Source organism: Micromonospora aurantiaca ATCC 27029, assembly GCF_000145235.1.
In the GTDB taxonomy this organism is placed as follows: domain Bacteria; phylum Actinomycetota; class Actinomycetes; order Mycobacteriales; family Micromonosporaceae; genus Micromonospora; species Micromonospora aurantiaca.
In genome coordinates, this window is the sequence record NC_014391.1 from 1,510,178 (window position 1) to 1,527,977 (window position 17,800).

The window sequence follows — 17,800 nt, forward strand, 5'->3', positions numbered from 1 at the left end:
GAATCGGCGGCCCGCCGACCAGGCGAGGACCGCCCGAGTCGCCCCGGAGCGTCGGTTACGCCAGGATGAGGCGGAGGTAAGCAGCGTCGAACGGTGCGGGTGCGTTACGTTGCTCGTCCGTCGGGGTAGTAGGCGGGGACGGTCGGCGGAGAATCGCCGGCCGTCATGATCATGGCCGGAGCGGGAGGCTGCATGAGCTCGGCCCACGGGGGCGGGGAGGACGGTCGTTCGTCCCCGGCGGCCGGCGAGGCGTCCCTACCGCCACTGCTCGCCGCGGCGTTCGCCGCCGGCGGTGAGATGGGCGGCCGGCTGCGCGGCTTCGACTGGTCCACCACCGCCCTCGGCAGCCCGGACCGCTGGCCCGCGGCGCTGTGCCACGCCGTGAGCACGATGCTGTCGTCCCGCGCCCAGATGGTCGTCTTCTGGGGCGAGGAGCACCTGGCCTTCTACAACGACGCCTACCGGCCGACCATCGGCGACAAGCACCCGGCCGTGATCGGGCAGCCCGCCCGGCTGCACTGGGCGGAGACCTGGGACGTGCTCGGCCCGCTGCTGGACGGAGTGCGCCGCACCGGCGTGCCGTACCGGGGCGAGAACCACCCCTTCGTGCTCGACCGCCACGGTTTCCTGGAGGACGTCTACTTCGACGTCTCGTACGACCCGATCCGCAGCGCCGACGGCACCGTCGGCGGTCTGTTCTGCTTCGTCAACGAGACCACCGGCCGGGTGCTCGGCGAGCGCCGGCTGCGCGCCCTCGCCGAGCTGGGCAACGAGCTGGGCGATGTACCCGGCATGCTCGAACTGGGCCAGGCCGTCACCCGGGTGCTCGACGCCCACCGCGCCGACGTGCCGTTCAGCGCGCTGTGGTTCGCCGACGAGCGCGGCACACTCGTGCAGGGCGGCTGCTCCGGCGTGGATCCGGCCACCGTCGCCGATCCGCCGCCCGGCCTGCCCGAGGGCGAGCCGTTCACCGAGCCGCGCCGGATCGCCACCGCCGACCTGCCGGGCGACGTGCCGCCGGACGCCGCCGGCCAGGCGCTCCTGCTGCCGCTGACCGCCACGAACGAGCCGGCCGGCGCGCTGCTGCTCGGGGTGTCGCGCCGGCTGCCGTTCACCGACGACTACCGCGACTTCGTCGACCTGGTCGCCGCACAGGTGTCCCGGGCCGTGGGCAAGCAGCGGGCGTACGAGCAGGAACGCGCCCGCGCCGCCGAGCTGGCCGCGCTGGACCGTGCCAAGACCAACTTCTTCGCCAACGTCAGCCACGAGTTCCGTACCCCGCTCACGCTGGTCCTCGGGCCGATGGAGGAGATGCTCGCCGACCGGGAGCTGCCCGAGCGGTACCTCGACCGGCTCACCGTCATGCACCGCAACGGGCTGCGCCTGCTCAAGCTGGTCAACACGGTGCTCGACTTCTCCCGGCTGGAGTCCGGCCGGCTGGCCGCCCGCTACCAGCCCACCGACCTGTCCGACTACACCTCCCGGCTGGCCAGCACGTTCCGCTCGGCCACCGAGCGGGCCGGGCTGCGCCTGGTGGTGGACTGCCCGCCGCTGCCCGCGCCGGTCTACGTCGACCGGGACATGTGGGAGAAGATCGTCCTCAACCTGCTGTCGAACGCGGTCAAGTTCACGTTCGACGGCGAGATCCGGGTCCGGGTCCGCGCGGACGACGGCGCCGCCGTCCTGGAGGTGACCGACACCGGCGTCGGCATCGCGCCGGAGGAACTGCCGCAGGTCTTCGAGCGGTTCCACCGGGTGGCCGGCGCCCGCTCGCGTACCCACGAGGGCACCGGCATCGGGCTCGCCCTGGTCCGCGAGCTGGTCGAGATGCACGGCGGCACGGTGACCGCGCACAGCGTCGTGGACCGGGGCACCACGTTCACCGTGACCATGCCCTTCGGGTACGCGCACCTGCCCGCCGACCGGGTGGCCGCGCTGTCCCCGGTCCCGCTGACCGAACCGGAGCAGGCCCGCCTGTACGTCGCCGAGACGGCGCTCTGGACCGACGAGGTGGCCCGCCCCACCGGGCTGCCGGAGGCGTCCGGCGCGCCGGGTGGGTCCGGTCGCATCCTGTTCGCCGACGACAACTCCGACCTGCGCGAGCACGTCGTCCGGCTGCTGTCCCCGGCGTACGAGGTGGTGGCCGTGCCGGACGGCGTGGAGGCGCTGCGGCTGGCCGTCGAGACCCCGTTCGACCTGGTGCTGACCGACGTGATGATGCCCCGGCTGGACGGCTTCGGGCTGGTCGCCGCGCTGCGGGCCGAGCCGGCCACCCGGCACGTGCCGATCGTGCTGCTCTCCGCACGGGCCGGCGCCGCCGAGGAGGTCGCGGGTCTGTCCACCGGCGCCGACGACTACCTGACCAAGCCCTTCTCCAGCCAGGAGCTGGTGGCCCGGGTGCGGGCCAACGTCGAGCTGGGCCAGTTGCGCGGGCAGATCATCCGCCGGCTGCGGGCACTCGCCGACGCCGCCGTGGAGATCAACACCGCCCGGTCCACCGCCGAGGTGGTCCGGGTGGCCGCCCGGCACGCGCTGCGCCTGGCCGAGGCCGGACGGGTCCGGGTCACCGCCACCGGGGTCCGCCACGAGGAGGACGCCGGCGGTGACCTGCCCGCCGAGCCGACAGTGGTGCTGCCGCTCACCGGCACCGCCGGCGAGCAGCTCGGCGAGCTGCGGGTGTGGCGCCGCGAGGGCGGCGGCACCGAGGAGGCGGCGCTCACCGAACTGGCCCGGCTGATCGGCGTGCGGCTGGAGAACGCCCAGCTCTACGAGGCCGAGCACCACATCGCGACCACACTCCAGCACAGCCTGCTGCCGCGTACGCTGCCGCAGTTGCCCGGCGCGGTGGTGGCCAGCCGCTACCTGCCAGGCAGCGCCGACGTGGAGGTCGGCGGCGACTGGTACGACGTGATGGCCACCGCCGACGACGACCTGGTGCTGGTCATCGGCGACGTGGTGGGCAAGGGCGTGCGGGCCGCCGCGGCGATGGGCCAGCTCCGCAACGCGCTTCGGGCGTACGTCCTGGAGGGCTACGACCCGGGCGAGGCGCTGACCCGGCTCAACCGGCTGGTCCACTCCGCCGGCAGCGGCTCCTTCGCCACTGTGGTCTGCCTCGGCTTCTCCCCGCGCACGGGCAGGATCCGGTACGCGAGCGCGGGTCATCCGTCACCCCTGCTGATCCGAGGAGACGACGTGGCGTTCCTGCACGATCGGGCTCTCGGACCGCCGATCGGGGCGATCCCCGGCGCCGTCTACCCGGCCGCCGAAGGCGAACTCGCGCCGGGCAACCGGCTCCTGCTCTACACCGACGGCCTGATCGAGGACCGGTCCGCGGGCATCGACGCCGGGCTGGGCCAGTTGCGGGCCGACGCGACGGCGCGCGCCGGGCACGTGGCGGACCTGGTCGACGCCGTCATGGCCCGGGTGGCCGAGCGGTCCCGGCACGACGACGTGGCGGTGCTCGCGCTGGAGGCGGCCGAACTGAACCGGTTCGCGCTGCGCCTGCCCGCCGACCCGACCCGGCTCAGCGTGCTCCGCAAGCGGCTGGAGGACTTCCTCGTCGCCCACCAGGTCGGCGAGACCGACCTGTTCGACCTGACCGTGGCGGTCTCCGAGGCGGCGGCGAACGCGATCGAGCACCCGGTCGACCCGGTGGACCCGACGATCGAGGTCGAGGTGACGATCGCCGACCGGACGGTCACCGCGACCATCCGGGACAGCGGACGCTGGCGGGAGTCGAGCGGGTCGACCTTCCGGGGGCGCGGGCTGGCGCTGATCCAGGCGCTGGGGGAGATGAACGTGACCCGTTCCGCGAACGGCACCGAGCTGACGCTGCGCCGCCGGCTGGCCGACCAGGCGCCGCCCTCGGGACGCTGAGGCGGCCGGTCACAGCGGCGACGGGTCGTCGCGCAGCCGGCTGTAGAGCCACCCGTCGCGCCAGGCGCCGGCCCGGAACTCGCAGGACCGCAGAACTCCCTCCAGTTGGAAGCCGGCCTTCTCCAGCGACCGCTGCTCGGCGGCGTTCTCGGGATGGGTGCCGGCCTGGATGCGCTGCGCCGGGGTGTGGCTGAACAGGTAGTCGCAGAGCAGCGCCTGCGCTCGCCAGCCGAGACCCCGGCCGCGCCACTCGGGCAGCAGCACGATCCCGATCTCCCAGTACGGTGCCCGCCCGCTCTCGCGCTGCAGGTAGCTGAGGTAACCGACCGGCGCGTCCGGGGGCTCGACCTGGACGATCAGGCCACCGCTCCGGTCGCCGAGATAGCCGTCCTCGGCGAAGCGGCGGGCCGGCGCGGCGGCGTCCTGGAAGCCGGCCCAGTCGAGGCCGATCAGCCCGGGTTCGACAGCGAACCGGCGCAGCATCGCGAGATCGTCCTCGGCCACCGGGCGCAGTCGTACGGTCGAGCCGGGCGCCTCGTGCACGACGCCGGCCATCGACGGATGGGAGCTGTCCATCCTTTGCACCGTAGTGACGGGCCGGGCCGCCCGCTGTCCCGCGTCGACGGCGTTCACGCGGGGAGCAGCCCTCGATCTAGCCGGCGAGCCAGTCCTGGTCGCCGAGGCCGGAGATGTCCAGCACACGCCGGACCTGCGGCGACGGCAGCACGGTCAACGCGTCCGGGAACCGCTGGGCGAGCCGGACCACCGCGTGGATGGCGGCCGAGTCGAAGAAGGTGACCGCCCGCAGGTCGAGCGTGAGCCGCTTGGTGGGCTCGCGGAGCGCCGTCTGGAACATGGTGTCGGCGGTCGCCATGTCGACCTCGCCGGTCACCTGGACGCGCAGTTGGTCGCCGTCGGCCTGCGCCGTCACGGAGAAGACGGGCGCCGCGCCCCCTTGATCCACGGAGCAACAATGGCACAGCGTTTGCGGCACGGCAACAACCTGCCCGGCGGGGCTGTGGCGAGGGGCACACCGGTCCCGGCGATAGGCTTGCGTCATGACCGTCCGTGCGCCGCTGACCCCCGGCACGCTCTCCCCGTGGCGAGCGGTCCCCGCCCACATCCCGCGCCCGGAGTACGTGGGTAAGAAGCGCCCCCAGGAGTGGCGCGGATCGCACGTGCAGACGCCGGAGACCATCGAGAAGATGCGCGTCGCGGGGCGTCTCGCCGCCCAGGCCACCCAGCTCGCCGGTGAGCACTGCAAGCCCGGGGTGACCACCGACGAGATCGACAAGGTGGTGCACGAGTTCCTCTGCGACCACGGCGCCTACCCGTCGACGCTCGGCTACCGGGGCTTCCCCAAGTCGTGCTGCACCAGCCTCAACGAGGTGATCTGCCACGGCATCCCGGACACCACGGTGCTCCAGGACGGCGACATCATCAACGTCGACGTCACCGCGTACCTGAACGGCGTGCACGGCGACACCGACGCCACGTTCTGCGTGGGCGAGGTGAGCGAGGAGGCCCGCCTGCTGGTCGAGCGGACCCACACGGCGATGATGCGCGGCATCAAGGCCATCGCGCCGGGGCGGCAGATCAACGTCATCGGCCGGGTGATCGAGTCGTACGCCAAGCGCTTCGGCTACGGCGTGGTCCGCGACTTCACCGGGCACGGCATCGGCGAGGCGTTCCACAGTGGCCTCTACGTGCCGCACTACGACAGCCCGCGCCCCACCGACGTGATGGAGCCCGGCATGACGTTCACCGTCGAGCCGATGATCACGCTCGGCACCTACCAGTACGACATGTGGGACGACGGCTGGACGGTGGTCACCAAGGACCGCCGGTGGACGGCCCAGTTCGAGCACACCATCGTCGTGACCGACGACGGCTACGAGATCCTGACGCTGCCGTGACCGACACCCCTGCGGCACTGCGCGAGGCGCACCACGCGGACGTCTCCGGCGGCTGGCTGCGTCCGGCCGTCTTCGGCGCGATGGACGGGCTGGTCACCAACATCGCGCTGATCGCCGGCGTGGGCGGCGGCGGGGTGTCGCCGCGCAGCGTGGTGCTGACCGGCACGGCCGGCCTGGTGGCCGGCGCCATCTCGATGGGCCTCGGCGAGTACACGAGTGTCCGGTCCGCGAACGAGCAGGTCGCCGCCGAGGTGGCCAAGGAGCGGCGCGAGCTGGAACGCCACCCGGAGGCCGAGGCCCGGGAACTGGCCGACGCCTGGGTCGCCCGTGGACTGCCCCGCGAGCTGGCGACGCAGGTCGCCGAGGCGGTACGCGCCAACCCGGAGGAGGCGCTGCGGGTGCACGTACGGGAGGAGCTGGGCGTCGACCCCGACGACCAGCCCAGCCCGTGGGCCGCCGCGATCTCGTCGTTCATCTGTTTCTCGATCGGCGCGCTGGTGCCGCTGCTGCCGTACCTGCTCGGTTTCACCAGCCTCTGGCTGGCGCTCGGCGTCGGCGGCGTCGGCCTCTTCGTCGCCGGTGCGATCGTGGCCCGGTTCACCAACCGCGCCTGGTGGCGTGCCGGTCTGCGGCAGTTGCTGCTCGGCGCGCTGGCGGCCGGCGCCACCTACCTGATCGGCGCGCTGATCGGCGTCGGCGGCGGCATCGGCTGACGGTCGGCCGTCGGCGGGCCGTCAGCCGGACAGCAGGTCGTCGACGGTGCCGTCGACCGGCCGCCCCCGGGCGGCCAGTTCCTCGGCCTGGCGGGTCAGCGCCGCACCGACCTCGGTCATGTCCGCCCCGGCCAGCCCGGTACGCCGCACCGCGTCACCGGGGTCGCGGAAGTAGGTGCGGCTGAACAGTCCCTGCACTGTGGCGGCGGCCAGCCGCGCCTCGCCGAGCATGAGCAGCGCCTGGTCCGTCTCGTACCACTCGGCCAGCCGCAACGCGCGGGCGTGCGCCGCGCTGCCCCGGTACCACGCCTGCCGCGCGGCGCCGGTGAACTCCGCCGGCCGGGCGCGTGCCAGGCACGCCAGGTGCTCGTCGCGCAGTTTTCGCAGCCAGCCGGTCGGATCGTGCAGGGCGCGGGTGGTGACGTACCGGTCCGCGGCCAGCGGCCAGCGGGACGTGATCGTCGTCGCCCGGCGCAGGTAGTCGTCCGCCCCGGCCACTGTCAGGTCGACGAGCACCCCGTCCACCCGCCGGGTGGCGGGTGGCGGTCCGGCGCCGGGCCGGTAGGTGACGACGAGCAGGCCGACCTCGCGGTCCCCGCCGCCGTCGTCGTCGCCGTGCGCGAGCGGACCGTGTACGGCGACCGCCAGCACCTCGGCCGGGAACCGCCGCAGGACGGCGTCACCGACGCGCTCGGCCACCTGCCACCGCGGGTCGTCCAGACGCCGCTCGGCGTTCACGTCGAGCGCCACGGTCCACCTCCGCCCGAGCGGTCGCCTGCGGCAACCCTAGCCAGATCGCGGACCAGTAGTTCCATCGAAGGACCCCACGGCAGCTCGGAGTGCCCAGCAACTCGCCAGCCGTTGCGGCGATAGATGCCGCTCGCCCGGCTTCGCGGATCGGAGGCGAGGGTCGCCCAGCTCTCCTGGCGCCCCTGAAGAAGCCGACGCATCAACTCCGCGCCGACGCCACGAGATCGATGCCGCGGATGCACGATCCATTCCAGTACGGCGAACTTGTCGCGGTTCCGTACCTCGGCCGGGGGTTCATCCTTCGCCCGAGACCACCAGGTGCCGGCGGCCATGGTCCACCCGTACGCCGCTCCGATCAGTTCCTCGCCTTCCCAAGCCAGGACAAGGTGGAATCCCGGCCGCGCCGCCTCGTCGGGCAGCCCGGTCCGGAACCGGGCGACCTGTGCCGGGCCTTCGAGGTAGGGCGGCTCGGCGTAGACCAGCGCGTACAGGTCGGCGAGAGCGTCGACGACAGACGTCAGCTCGTCCGGACGGCGTCGGTCGAAGGTGACGGACGGCGGAGGCGTCACCGCTGGACTCGGTCCATCAGTTCCCGGTAGAGCGGCCGGTGCCGCTCTCTGTCGGGTACCGCCGCCGTGACCTGCATAGTGACCGCGCGCACCAGTTCGTTGTGTTGTTCCCGTGGCAGGCGGTCGAGCAGATCGGCCGCCGCCGTCAGACCGTCGGTGATGTGACCGGCCCGGACCGTCGCCGCTGCCTGATGCAGTTGTACCTGCGTGCGCAGCCGGACCTGGGTAGCGGGATACAACTCCAGGGCCCGGGCCTGCGCTGCCGCAGCCGCCTTCTGGTCACCGGAATGGGTGTAGACCCAGGACTCCGTGTGTCGCAGACGATGTTCCGGCCAGCCCCAAAGCGATTCGACGTCCCCGACGACGGTGGCCGGGAGTCTCTCGATCTGCTCGCTCAGATGACGCACGGTCGCGACCGCCTCGTCGTGCCGCCCGGCGAGGGAGAGTGCCTGCGCCCGGCCCGCCAGCAGACCGCAAGTGGCTGCCGACGGCCTGCTGGCGAGCGGCAGGACCTCTTCGGAGATCGTGACGACGGTGGCGGGTCGTCGACCGTCGTAGCAGCCGTTGACGATGTCCCAGGCGCGCGTCAGGACTCGTGTGTCGGGATCGCGGGATTCGTCGGCGGCTCTCTGGGCGCTGGCCCACCATCTCCTCGACAGCAGGGCGTGTCCCGACGCGACGAGGCTGAGCGCGACGATCACCGACAGCGCCGCGGCGGCACGTAGCAGCTGTGGGCGGCGCCGATCGTCAACTGCGGCGAGTTGATGCTGAAGGACCGTCAGATCCCGGCCGAGTTGGGTCATCAGCTGATCGTGCGGCTGGCGATAGTAGGCCGTGCCGTAGGAGGAGACGATCTCGGTCCACGCGTCGGAGTCGACGTCGACCGCGGTGTCGAGGCCGTGCCGCAGCGCCTCCCAGCCGACCAGCCGGTCGACTGTGGGGAGAGCAGCGAGCGAAGTCATGGCTTGGAGGACCGACCGTCTCGGCATGTCGATGTCGTCGGCACACCTGCTGTCGTACGCCTTCTTGAGCGATCCGCCCGTCGACAGTGCCCGGTCATAGGCGGCCACGACGGCGGGGTTGACGGGTCGGTCGCCACGCTCGATCTGCCCGAGGTAGCCGAAGTCGTACCTGATGAGGTCGGCGAACTTCCGCAGTGACCAACCGGCGGCTACCCGATGCTGCCTGAGTATGTCCCCGAAACGGTCCATGCCGTCCTCTCCGGCTGTGGGCTTGCGTGTGGGCCCACTGCTCACCGCTGCCGCCTGCTCTCCGTAATCGGGATGCTACCCATGCCGACCTATTCGGCGCGGCCCGTGTGAGCCCTGTCGGCGTACCGCGATCACGCTGCGACGGCAGGCGCCGGGAGCGGGCCGTCATCGGCCCGCTCTCCACGGCCGGATGGCACCGACGAAGGACAGGTTCGATGAGGATCATCCCTTTCCGACGCCGACGCAACCGTCGGCCCGAGCGCCGTGCGACGTGCTATCGCTCTGCGGCGTACCAGACGCTGCGCCCCTGGCAGGTCCGGGAGCGAACGTTCAGATCCACACCACTGGGCCGGCGCGGGCTCGACCCCGAGCAGGTCCGGGAGTTCCTGGATCTGGTGGCGGGCGACCTGGCGACGGTCTACGACGCGCTGGCCGAGAGCCGCCGGGAGACCGGCCGGGTGAAGGACGCCCTGCGGCGCTGGCAGTCCGAGCAGGCCCGTGCGCGGGCCGAGCGGGAGCAGGAGCGATGACCGAGCGGTGGGTCATCCATCTGCCGATGGTCGTCAACGACCTCGTGTCGGCGCAGCGACTTGCCCGTGTGGTGGCACATTGGAGCCACGTCCTCCCGCAGACCGAGCCAGGCGGCACCAGCGTCTCGCCCGAGGACGACCAGAACGTGCGGCACTGGGTCTTCTGCGACCGAAACCTGTCCGAGGGACGACGCTGCCTGCTCCGACCCGATCACGACGGCGACTGCTCGCCGCGATTCCGGCCACGGTGAGCCGTCGCTCAGGCGTTCGGGACCAGCCGGAACACGCGGATCTCGCGGCCACCGGCCCGCTCGACGTACGTGCGGTACGCGGGCCACTCCTGCACCAGCCGCTGGAACAGCCGTTCCCGTTCCTCGCCGGTGACCTGCTCGGCGGTGACCGGGATCCGGCGTCCCTTGACGTCCACCTCGGCGGCCGGGTCGGCCATCAGGTTGAACGTCCAGGACGGCTGGTGCTGCTGCCCCCAGTTCGAGCCGATCACCACGTAGGCGTCGCCGTCCGGGACGTACACCAGGGGGTTGCTGCGGGGCTTGCCGGAGCGGCGGCCGGTGGAGGTGAGCACCAGCGTGGGCACGAGCCCGAAGGCGACCACGCGGCCCTTCGTCATCCGGCCGACCAGCCGGTCGGCCGGGACGAGCAGGCGCATGGTGGCGCCGAACCAACGCTGGTGACCGAGACGGCGGGTGAGGGCTCCCAGGGCTGACATCCGACAAGTGTGCCGTCCGCGGGGTGCCCCGTCATCCCTCGGACGGTCAGTCCGCCCAAGGTCGACTCCATCTCGCCGAAGTGGTGGCATCCACCCCACCGCGATACCGCCACTCCGGCGGAATGGTGTCGATCATGGCCGGAAGTGGTGTCGATCATGGCGGGACAGTCAGTCGAGCCGGCGTTCGATGGGCAGGCGGGACCGGGTGAACAGCGCTGCGCCGCCCATCGCCACGAGCGGCACCACGACCAGCGCGGCGAGCGTCACGCCGGGCACTGTCACCGGGTACGGCGGCTGCACCGGCCAGGACTCCGCGTACCGCTGGTTGAGCGCGGACAGGACGACCACGGCGGAGCCGAGCCCGGCGACGATGCCCAGCGCGGAGCCGAGCACCGCGATGACTCCGGCCTGGCAGAGCGACAGCAGGCGGCGTACCCGGGGATCGGCGCCCACCGCCGCGAGCGTGGACAGGTCCCGGCGGCCCTCGGCCGCGGCGAGGCCGGTGGCGACCGCGGCGGCGCCCAGCGTGATCACCCCGGAGGCCACCGCCAGCAGGAGCAGCATCGAGCGCTGGTCCGACGGGGGCTCGGCGGTGGCCACCTGCGCGGACATGGGCCCGATGTCGAACAGCTCGTCGGTCAGCATCTCGACCTGCCGGTCGGTGGGCGAGCCGGCGGTGTCCAGCAGGTAACCCATCGGCACGGCGGACAGGCCGAGCGCGTCCGCGGCGGCGGGGGAGAGCACCAGCCGGTCGACTGTGAGACCGCCGCGCAGCGCGTACGCGGGCAGGAGACGCCCGGTGGGCGGGCCGCCGGAGTTGTAGTTGACCTCCACGCGGACCTGCCCGTCCACCACCCGCCGGGCGTCGGTGACCACCACGCCCCCGGCGGCGAGCGTCCGGCGCGCGGCGGCCAGCTCGTCGTCCGGCGCGCCGGTGAGCGCGGGCAGCGCGGCGCCGTCGTCCACGAGCGCCGGCAGGTAGACGTCGACGGGCTCCTGGAAGGGGCTCACGCAGCGCGGATCCCGCCGGGCCGAGTCGGGGATGACCGGGTCGGAGGAGCTGTACGGGCACTGCTGCGCCTGCGGCATGAGCGCGTAGGGGCTGCAGTCGTCCTTCTCCCGGACGTCGCCGGCGCAGCCGGGGATCGCGACCGACACCACTGTGGCGTCGGACAGGACCGCGCGGGCCCGGCCGGCCACGACCTGGGCCGACGGTGGGTCCGCCGGGGTCTCACCGGAGTGGGTGAGCAGCACGTTCCCCGGCGGCAGGCCGGGTTGCCAGAGCGCCCGTGAGCGGGTCTCGTCGCTCGCCACGTAGACGCCGAGCGCGACGCTTCCGGCCACCGCCGCCATCACCGCGGAGATGGCGGGCGCGGCCGAGGACCGGTTGCGGCTGGCGTCGCGCAACGCGAGCCGGGGGGTCAGCGGCAGCAGCCGCCCGGCCCGGCCCAGCACGCCGACGAGCGACGGGGTGCAGAACACCAGCCCCAGCTCGCCCAGCGCGACACCGGCCAGCACTCCGGTCTGCGAGGTGCGGCCGGCGGCGAACGCGGCGATCGCGGTCCCGGCGACGGTGAGCGCCACCCCGACCAGCAGCCAGCGGCGGCGTGGCCGGGTCGCGTCGCGCCGGCCTGCCAGGCCGGTCGCCACGTCCTGCCGGGCCGCCGCCCAGGCCGGCGCCATCGCCGCGAGCACCCCGGCCAGCACCGCCGTCGCGGCGATCGCCACCAGCGCGGCCGGGAAGATCCGGTACGCCCCGAGGCGCTCCCCGAGCAGGTACTGCTCGACGATCGGCCGGCCGGCGAACGCCGCCCCGATCCCGAGCAGCATGCCCAGGGCGGCTCCGCCGGCGCCGAGCACCACCCCGTCTGCGAGCACGATCCGGCGCAGGTGGGAGGCGTCGCCACCGGCCACCGCGACGAGTGCGAGGTCCCGCCGCCGGCGCCGGACGCTCACCGCGAAGGCCGGGCCGACCAGCAGCACCACCTCCAGCAGGCCCAGCCCGCCGACGACTCCGACGACGCCCGCCTCGTCGGCGTCCGGTACGGACATGCCGCGGGTGAACTCCTGCCGTCCCGGCAGCGGGCTGCGCGCGACGACCTGGATGCCCTGCGCGTTCAGCCGGTCCACGAGCCCCGGTTCCAGCGGGCCGGGCAGGTCCACCAGCCAGGTGTCGCTGCCGGCCATGCCCTCCGAGGTCACAGCGGGCAGCGTGATCACGTCCCGGAGGTTGTCCGGATACTCCACCACCCCGACCACCCGGTACGTGGCGCCGTCGATCGTGCGTACCGGGTCGCCGATGCGGGTCTCCAGCCGGCGCAGCGCCGTCGGGCTGACCGCGATCTCGTCGGGGCGTACCGGTGGCCGGCCGTCGCGTACCCGGGCCAGCGGCCGGGTGAGCGGGTCGGTCAGGTCGACGGCGCGCGCCTCGAGCGACTCGACGTGCCGGTCCACCCGTGTCGAGAACGTCATCCACCAGCGGGTGCGAGCCAGCCGGCTGCCCTCGGGCAGCAGCGCGCGCACCTCCTCGGCGGTCGCCGGGCGGGTCCGGGACACCCATTCGCCCTGGACCGGCCAGGCCGACTCGCCCCAGGCGTCCTGCGTCACCGGCGCGAGGCTGTCCCAGCGCAGGGCGACGTCGCCGCCGCCGAGCTGGCGCTCGATGCGCTCGGCGCGGGTCAGATCCCCCATGTCGTAGCTGACCGCGGCGAAGCTGAGGCCGAACACCGGCAGCGCGATCATCACCAGCACCAGCAGCGTGCGCCGCCGGGACCGCCGGGCCTCCCGGCGGGCGATCCGCAGCGCGGTCCGCCACGACCCGCCTACGGCGGCGAGGCGGCCGCCGGTCACCGGGTGCTGCCGCTGAGCAGGTGGTCGACGCCGATCAGCGGGGCGGTCGAGTCGACCATCACCCCGTCGCGCAGGAAGACCACCCGGTCCGCCCAGCCGGCGTGCCGGGCCTCGTGGGTGACCAGCACCCCGGCCGCTCCGGCGTCCACCCGGCGGCGCAGCAGATGCAGCACCGCCTCGCCGGTCTGGGAGTCCAGCGCGCCGGTCGGCTCGTCGGCGAGGACCAGGCGGCGTTCGCCGACGAGGGCCCGCGCGATCGCCACCCGCTGCTGCTGGCCACCCGACATCTGGTCCGGGAAGCGGTCGGCCAGGTCCTCTAGGTCGACCTCGCGCAGCGCGGCCAGCGCCAGCTGGCGGGCCGCCCGTACGCCGGTGCCGTCCAGTTCCAGTGGCAGCGCCACGTTCTCCACGGCGGTCAGGCTGCCGAGCAGGTTCAGGTCCTGGAAGACGTACCCGATCCGGCGGCGCCGCAGCCGGGCCAGCTCGCGGGCGGACAGCCCGACCAGGGTCTCGCCCTCGACCACCACCTCGCCGCCGGTGGGCCGGTCCAGGCCGCCGGCGAGCGCCAGCAGCGTGGACTTGCCGGACCCGGAGGGGCCCATCACCGCCACCAGCTCACCGGCCCGCACGGTCAGGCTCACGCCGCGCAGCGCGTGCACGGCGGCCTCACCGGCGCCGTGGGTCCGGCGTACGTCACGCAGTTCCAGCACCCCGTCGATCGGGTCCATCAGCGCCTCCCGTGCCGGGTCACCGGCGGGCTTCGTCGCCGGCCCGGTCCACCGCCTCGGGGTGGTCGACCGCCCGGATCGGCGCCGGGCGGTGCCGGACCAGGCTCGTCTCGCAGTGGTCGAGCCACCGCACCTCGGCCTCGGTCTGGAAGATCATCGCGTCCAGCACCAGCCGCCAGGGTAGATCCTCCGGCTTGTCGCTCGTGTACTTCAACCGGGTGAACTCCTGGAGCGCGCGCATGGTGGCGGTGCGCTGGGTCTGCACCACCGACCGCACGTCGACGCCGGGGGTGGTCAGCGCCAGCGCCAGTTTGATGGACAGCTCGTCGCGCGGCCGGTCGGCGCGGCTGATCGGCGTGGCGAACCACAGCGCCAGGTCCGCCCGTCCGGCGTCGGTGATCTCGTACGGCCGCTGCCCGCTCTCGTTCTCCGGCAGCGGGCGGACCAGGCCGTCACGTTCCAGCCGCGCCAGCGTGGTGTAGACCTGTCCGATGTTCAGCGGCCAGGTCGACCCGGTGGACTCCTCGAACGCGGCACGGAGCTGGTAGCCGTACATCTGGCCGCGTTCGAGCAGGGCGAGCAGGCCGTGACGGATGGACATGACCGCGAGTATGCATACCTGGTATGCGCTACGCAACCGGAGGGTTCCGCCGGGTGACCGGCGTCGCGCTCAGGCCGGGCGGCCCGGGAACGGAACGGTGACCGGCGTCACGCCTGCCGTACGCCGCCAGCGGGTGGCGCGCAACGCGCAGTCGGTGAGCGCGGCGAGCGCGGTGTTCCGGTCCGCGCCGGTGGTGTGCGGCAGCGCGGCCCGCCAGTGCCCGGCCGTCCTCTCCTCGATCTCCACCGCCAGGCGCAGCGCGCTCGCCCGGTCCGTCACCGGGTAGGGCAGCGCGTACCCGGCCCGGTCGGCGGGCACCTGCCCGGAGCCCTCGGCGAGCTGGAGCAGCAGCGCGTCGCGGCGGGACCGGTGGGCCGCCTCGGCGGCACGGGCCGCCGTACGCGCCGCCTCGGTCAGGTGCACACCGATCACCCCGTACGCCCAGATCGCCGCGTACTCGGCGGCGAGCGCGTCGGCGAGCGCCGAGGCCGGGCCGGTCGTCGGGTTGGTCATTTGAGCGCCTCCACGTGTGTGGCCCGCGCGGCGGCGATCGAGCCGAGCAGCGCGGCCCGCTCGGCCGGCGCTGCCGCGCACGCCTTGGCCGCGTTCGTCCGGCCCTCCTGCTCGGCCCGGCGGAGCTCGGTGAGCACGGCGTCGGGCGCGGGCGCGCTCGCCGAGCCGGCGGCCGGTGTGCCGGAGGGCGCCGGCCGGCCGATCACGCGGCGTAGCTCCTCGGCGTGCGCCCGGTGCGCGTCGGCGATCGGGGTGAGCCGCCCGGCCAGCGCCGGGTCGGCGGTGGCGGCGGCCCGGTAGCGAGCCTCCAGCGCGAGCGCCTCGGCGACGAGCGGCTCCAGCGCGTCCGGCTCCGGTGGCTCCTCGTCGCGGTCGAAAAGATCACAACCGGTCAGCGGCGCGGTCGCGCCGCCGAGCGCCACGAGCCCGCCGGCGCGCAGCAGCCAGCGCCGGGAATGCCCCGCTCTGACCTGGTCGGATGGTGTTCTGCCGATCCCCACCTGACAGAGTCAACACCATTCGCGCCGTCTCGTGGGTCAGGGTCTCGGTGCGCCGCCGGGTCCGTCGGCGGTCGTTAGCGTTACGCTCTGCGCAACCACCGGGCGCGGACGCCCCGGTGGCGCGCCGGTATGGCGGGCCGATCGCCCGCACCGGCCAGGGACAACACGGCCCGCGGGTCGTGGCAACAGCAGGAGAGGTGCGCGCAATGACGCAGCGTGGCCGTGCCACCCGGTCGACGGGGCCCTCCGGGCGGCCCCGCCGCTCCGACGGCCCCCGCGGCGCGGACCGGAGCGGCGCACCCCGCGGCGATCTCGCCGCCCGCCGCAACCGGCTGCGCGAGGTGATCGAACCGGTCGTCACGGCGGCCGGTTACGACTTGGAGGACCTCTCCGTCTCCCGCGCCGGCCGGCGGCACGTGGTCCGGGTGATCGTGGACGCCGACGGCGGGATCAACCTGGACGGCGTGGCGGACGTCTCCCGCGCGGTCTCGGCGGCGCTGGACGCGGCCGAGGAGGCCGGCGGCGACATCGTGGCCGGCGAGTACCAGCTGGAGGTGAGCTCGCCCGGCGTGGACCGCCCGCTCACCCTGCCCCGGCACTGGCGGCGCAACGCCGGGCGGCTGGTCAAGGTCACCGTCCGCGGCGACGCGGGGGACCGCCAGCTCACCGGCCGGATCACGGCCGCCGACGACGAGCGCGTGGTGCTGGAGACCGACGCCGGCCCCGCCGAACACCCGTACGCCGAACTCGGGCCCGGCCGGGTCCAGGTGGAGTTCAACCGCCTGGACGACCTGGCCGACGAGGACTTCGGTGACGACACCGACGACGACGAAGATCTGGAGGACGAGGAGAGGTGAACATCGACCTCGCGGCGCTGCGCGCCCTGGAGCGCGAGCGGGAGATCCCGTTCGACACGATCCTCGCGGCGATCGAGACCGCGCTGCTGACCGCCTACCGGCACACCGACGGCGCCGAGCCGCACGCCCGGGTGGAGATCGACCGTAAGAGCGGGGCCGCCTCGGTCTACGCGCAGGAACTGGACGCCGACGGCACTGTGACCCGGGAGTGGGACGACACTCCGCACGACTTCGGGCGGATCGCCGCCATGACCGCCAAGCAGGTGATCCTCCAGCGGCTGCGGGAGGCCACCGACGAGGTGCACTTCGGCGAGTACGTCGGCCGCGACGGTGACCTGGTCACCGGCGTGGTGCAGGCGCACGAGACCCGCCGGGAGAAGGGCATCGTCAGCGTCGACCTGGGCAAGCTGGAGGGCGTCCTGCCGCAGTCCGAGCAGGTCCCCGGCGAGCGGTACGAGCACGGCGAGCGGATCCGCTGCGTGGTCGTGCACGTCGCCAAGGGAATGCGCGGCCCGCAGATCACGCTGTCCCGGTCGCATCCCGCGCTGGTGAAGAAGCTGTTCGCGCTGGAGGTGCCGGAGATCGCCGACGGCACCGTGGAGATCGGCGCGATCGCGCGTGAGGCAGGTCACCGTACGAAGATCGCTGTGCGCTCGACCACGTCCGGCGTCAACGCCAAGGGCGCCTGCATCGGCCCGATGGGCCAGCGGGTCCGGGCCGTGATGAGCGAGCTGCACGGCGAGAAGATCGACATTATCGACTGGTCGGACGACCCGGCCACCTTCGTCGGCAACGCGTTGTCGCCGGCCAAGGCGCTGCGGGTCGAGGTGGTCGACCTGGCCTCCCGTACCGCCCGGGTGACCGTGCCGGACTTCCAGCTCTCGCTCGCGATCGGCCGGGAAGGGCAGAACGCCCGCCTCGCGGCCCGTCTGACCGGTTGGCGCATCGACATCCGGTCCGACGCGGAGACCGCAGCCCCGCAGAGCCGGGGCGGAGCTGATCACGTCCCGGAGCCGGGCGGCGCGATCTCCGGCGGCTAGGGGTAGACTTACTCAGTGGCACGACGCGCGATTCCGGAGCGCACCTGTGTGGGCTGCCGGAAACGAGCGCCGGCCAGCGAGTTGTTGCGGGTCGTCGCGATCGGTGACGAGGCTGGTCACACCAGTCTCCGGCCCGATCCGGCCCGCAGACTGCCGGGTCGGGGAGCGAACATGCACCCTGATCCGGCCTGCTTCGCGCAGGCGGTGCGACGCCGCGCCTTCGGGCGGGCACTGCGCCTCACCGGGGTCCCCGACCACGGTGCGCTTGCGGAGCACGTCGACGCGCAACCCCCGACGACCGGTCAAGCCCGACCGGTCGAGGGTCGCTAGCAAGGTAGGACGACCGACATGAGCACACGATGAAGTCCCTGAAATGACCAGGCTTCAAGTGCAGGAGTGAGGTCGCTGCGGGTGCTGCC

At 73.5% G+C, this 17,800-nt stretch carries 18 protein-coding genes and 1 pseudogene; 8 read left to right on the forward strand and 11 right to left on the reverse strand.

The genetic code is table 11. The features are described 5' to 3' along the window. The first annotated feature begins 192 nt into the window (after positions 1–192). Complete coding sequence (locus MICAU_RS07275) at positions 193–3,876, forward strand: SpoIIE family protein phosphatase (protein ID WP_013284649.1); 3,684 nt, start codon at positions 193–195, stop codon at positions 3,874–3,876. A gap of 9 nt (positions 3,877–3,885) precedes the next feature. Here MICAU_RS07275 and MICAU_RS07280 read toward each other — a convergent pair whose 3' ends face one another. Both MICAU_RS07280 and MICAU_RS07285 read right to left on the reverse strand, forming a co-directional pair. Then, complete coding sequence (locus MICAU_RS07280) at positions 3,886–4,452, reverse strand: GNAT family N-acetyltransferase (protein WP_013474428.1); 567 nt, start codon at positions 4,450–4,452, stop codon at positions 3,886–3,888. Positions 4,453–4,528: 76 nt separating this feature from the next. Further along, positions 4,529–4,840: an STAS domain-containing protein gene (locus MICAU_RS07285; protein WP_225319649.1), complete on the reverse strand. Its 312-nt coding sequence runs from the start codon at positions 4,838–4,840 to the stop codon at positions 4,529–4,531. A 94-nt stretch (positions 4,841–4,934) separates the two neighbouring features. Here MICAU_RS07285 and map point away from each other — a divergent pair, with 94 nt between their 5' ends. Beyond that, a complete protein-coding gene (map, locus tag MICAU_RS07290; protein WP_013284652.1) occupies positions 4,935–5,792 on the forward strand; it encodes a type I methionyl aminopeptidase in 858 nt (285 codons plus the stop codon). Further along, positions 5,789–6,505: a VIT1/CCC1 transporter family protein gene (locus MICAU_RS07295; RefSeq protein ID WP_013284653.1), complete on the forward strand. Its 717-nt coding sequence runs from the start codon at positions 5,789–5,791 to the stop codon at positions 6,503–6,505. The genes map and MICAU_RS07295 overlap by 4 nt, the downstream gene beginning before the upstream one ends. A 21-nt stretch (positions 6,506–6,526) precedes the next feature. On the opposite strand, the gene MICAU_RS07300 is transcribed toward MICAU_RS07295, so the two are convergent. Genes MICAU_RS07300 through MICAU_RS07310 form a run of 3 tightly spaced genes read right to left on the reverse strand, consistent with a single transcriptional unit; the run spans position 6,527 to position 9,035 of the window. Continuing rightward, a complete protein-coding gene (locus MICAU_RS07300) occupies positions 6,527–7,255 on the reverse strand; it encodes a hypothetical protein (RefSeq protein ID WP_013284654.1) in 729 nt (242 codons plus the stop codon). Then, positions 7,240–7,824: a GNAT family N-acetyltransferase gene (locus tag MICAU_RS07305; RefSeq protein ID WP_049794807.1), complete on the reverse strand. Its 585-nt coding sequence runs from the start codon at positions 7,822–7,824 to the stop codon at positions 7,240–7,242. Before MICAU_RS07305 ends, MICAU_RS07300 begins: the two co-directional genes overlap by 16 nt. Continuing rightward, positions 7,821–9,035 carry a helix-turn-helix domain-containing protein gene (locus MICAU_RS07310; RefSeq protein WP_013284655.1) on the reverse strand — a complete coding sequence of 405 codons (1,215 nt, stop codon included), beginning with the start codon at positions 9,033–9,035 and terminating at the stop codon, positions 7,821–7,823. Before MICAU_RS07310 ends, MICAU_RS07305 begins: the two co-directional genes overlap by 4 nt. 215 nt (positions 9,036–9,250) lie before the next feature. Here MICAU_RS07310 and MICAU_RS07315 point away from each other — a divergent pair, with 215 nt between their 5' ends. After that, entirely contained in the window at positions 9,251–9,565 is a 315-nt protein-coding gene (locus tag MICAU_RS07315) for a DivIVA domain-containing protein (protein WP_013284656.1), read from the forward strand. Further along, entirely contained in the window at positions 9,562–9,816 is a 255-nt protein-coding gene (locus MICAU_RS07320; protein WP_013284657.1) for a hypothetical protein, read from the forward strand. The genes MICAU_RS07315 and MICAU_RS07320 overlap by 4 nt, the downstream gene beginning before the upstream one ends. Positions 9,817–9,824: 8 nt before the next feature. Here the strand turns inward: MICAU_RS07320 and MICAU_RS07325 are convergent, their stop codons facing one another. From MICAU_RS07325 to MICAU_RS07350, 6 genes are all read right to left on the reverse strand, one after another. Then, positions 9,825–10,292, reverse strand: coding sequence for a nitroreductase family deazaflavin-dependent oxidoreductase (locus MICAU_RS07325; RefSeq protein ID WP_013284658.1), 468 nt, complete (start codon positions 10,290–10,292; stop codon positions 9,825–9,827). A gap of 168 nt (positions 10,293–10,460) precedes the next feature. After that, on the reverse strand, positions 10,461–13,142 hold the full coding sequence (locus tag MICAU_RS07330) for an ABC transporter permease (RefSeq protein ID WP_013284659.1): 2,682 nt from the start codon (positions 13,140–13,142) through the stop codon (positions 10,461–10,463). Next, the gene (locus MICAU_RS07335; RefSeq protein ID WP_013284660.1) at positions 13,139–13,870 is read right to left on the reverse strand and encodes an ABC transporter ATP-binding protein; all 732 of its coding nucleotides are present in this window, start codon (positions 13,868–13,870) and stop codon (positions 13,139–13,141) included. The genes MICAU_RS07330 and MICAU_RS07335 overlap by 4 nt, the downstream gene beginning before the upstream one ends. 19 nt (positions 13,871–13,889) lie before the next feature. Then, positions 13,890–14,471: a PadR family transcriptional regulator gene (locus MICAU_RS07340; protein WP_013284661.1), complete on the reverse strand. Its 582-nt coding sequence runs from the start codon at positions 14,469–14,471 to the stop codon at positions 13,890–13,892. A gap of 69 nt (positions 14,472–14,540) precedes the next feature. Next, on the reverse strand, positions 14,541–14,984 hold the full coding sequence (locus MICAU_RS07345) for a ferritin-like domain-containing protein (RefSeq protein ID WP_013284662.1): 444 nt from the start codon (positions 14,982–14,984) through the stop codon (positions 14,541–14,543). Then, positions 14,981–15,427 (reverse strand): hypothetical protein, encoded by a 447-nt coding sequence (locus MICAU_RS07350; protein ID WP_030269842.1) that lies wholly within the window; start codon positions 15,425–15,427, stop codon positions 14,981–14,983. The genes MICAU_RS07345 and MICAU_RS07350 overlap by 4 nt, the downstream gene beginning before the upstream one ends. 263 nt (positions 15,428–15,690) lie before the next feature. Between MICAU_RS07350 and rimP the strand changes: the two genes are divergently transcribed. The 3 genes and pseudogenes from rimP to MICAU_RS31725 all read left to right on the forward strand — a co-directional run bounded on the left by rimP (position 15,691) and on the right by MICAU_RS31725 (position 17,733). After that, entirely contained in the window at positions 15,691–16,341 is a 651-nt protein-coding gene (rimP, locus tag MICAU_RS07355; RefSeq protein WP_013284664.1) for a ribosome maturation factor RimP, read from the forward strand. Next, positions 16,338–17,381, forward strand: coding sequence for a transcription termination factor NusA (nusA, locus tag MICAU_RS07360; RefSeq protein ID WP_013284665.1), 1,044 nt, complete (start codon positions 16,338–16,340; stop codon positions 17,379–17,381). The genes rimP and nusA overlap by 4 nt, the downstream gene beginning before the upstream one ends. 15 nt (positions 17,382–17,396) lie before the next feature. After that, positions 17,397–17,733 (forward strand): annotated as a pseudogene (locus MICAU_RS31725) (YlxR family protein). Positions 17,734–17,800: the final 67 nt, after the last annotated feature.

Bases quoted from the DNA above. Each gene is read 5' to 3' on its own strand.
- MICAU_RS07275 (WP_013284649.1), top strand. From the start codon at position 193: ATGAGCTCGGCCCACGGGGGCGGGGAGGACGGTCGTTCGTCCCCGGCG.
- MICAU_RS07280 (WP_013474428.1), bottom strand. From the start codon at position 4,452: ATGGACAGCTCCCATCCGTCGATGGCCGGCGTCGTGCACGAGGCGCCC.
- map (WP_013284652.1), top strand. From the start codon at position 4,935: ATGACCGTCCGTGCGCCGCTGACCCCCGGCACGCTCTCCCCGTGGCGA.
- MICAU_RS07310 (WP_013284655.1), bottom strand. From the start codon at position 9,035: ATGGACCGTTTCGGGGACATACTCAGGCAGCATCGGGTAGCCGCCGGT.
- MICAU_RS07315 (WP_013284656.1), top strand. From the start codon at position 9,251: ATGAGGATCATCCCTTTCCGACGCCGACGCAACCGTCGGCCCGAGCGC.
- MICAU_RS07320 (WP_013284657.1), top strand. From the start codon at position 9,562: ATGACCGAGCGGTGGGTCATCCATCTGCCGATGGTCGTCAACGACCTC.
- MICAU_RS07325 (WP_013284658.1), bottom strand. From the start codon at position 10,292: ATGTCAGCCCTGGGAGCCCTCACCCGCCGTCTCGGTCACCAGCGTTGG.
- MICAU_RS07335 (WP_013284660.1), bottom strand. From the start codon at position 13,870: ATGGACCCGATCGACGGGGTGCTGGAACTGCGTGACGTACGCCGGACC.
- MICAU_RS07340 (WP_013284661.1), bottom strand. From the start codon at position 14,471: ATGTCCATCCGTCACGGCCTGCTCGCCCTGCTCGAACGCGGCCAGATG.
- MICAU_RS07345 (WP_013284662.1), bottom strand. From the start codon at position 14,984: ATGACCAACCCGACGACCGGCCCGGCCTCGGCGCTCGCCGACGCGCTC.
- rimP (WP_013284664.1), top strand. From the start codon at position 15,691: ATGACGCAGCGTGGCCGTGCCACCCGGTCGACGGGGCCCTCCGGGCGG.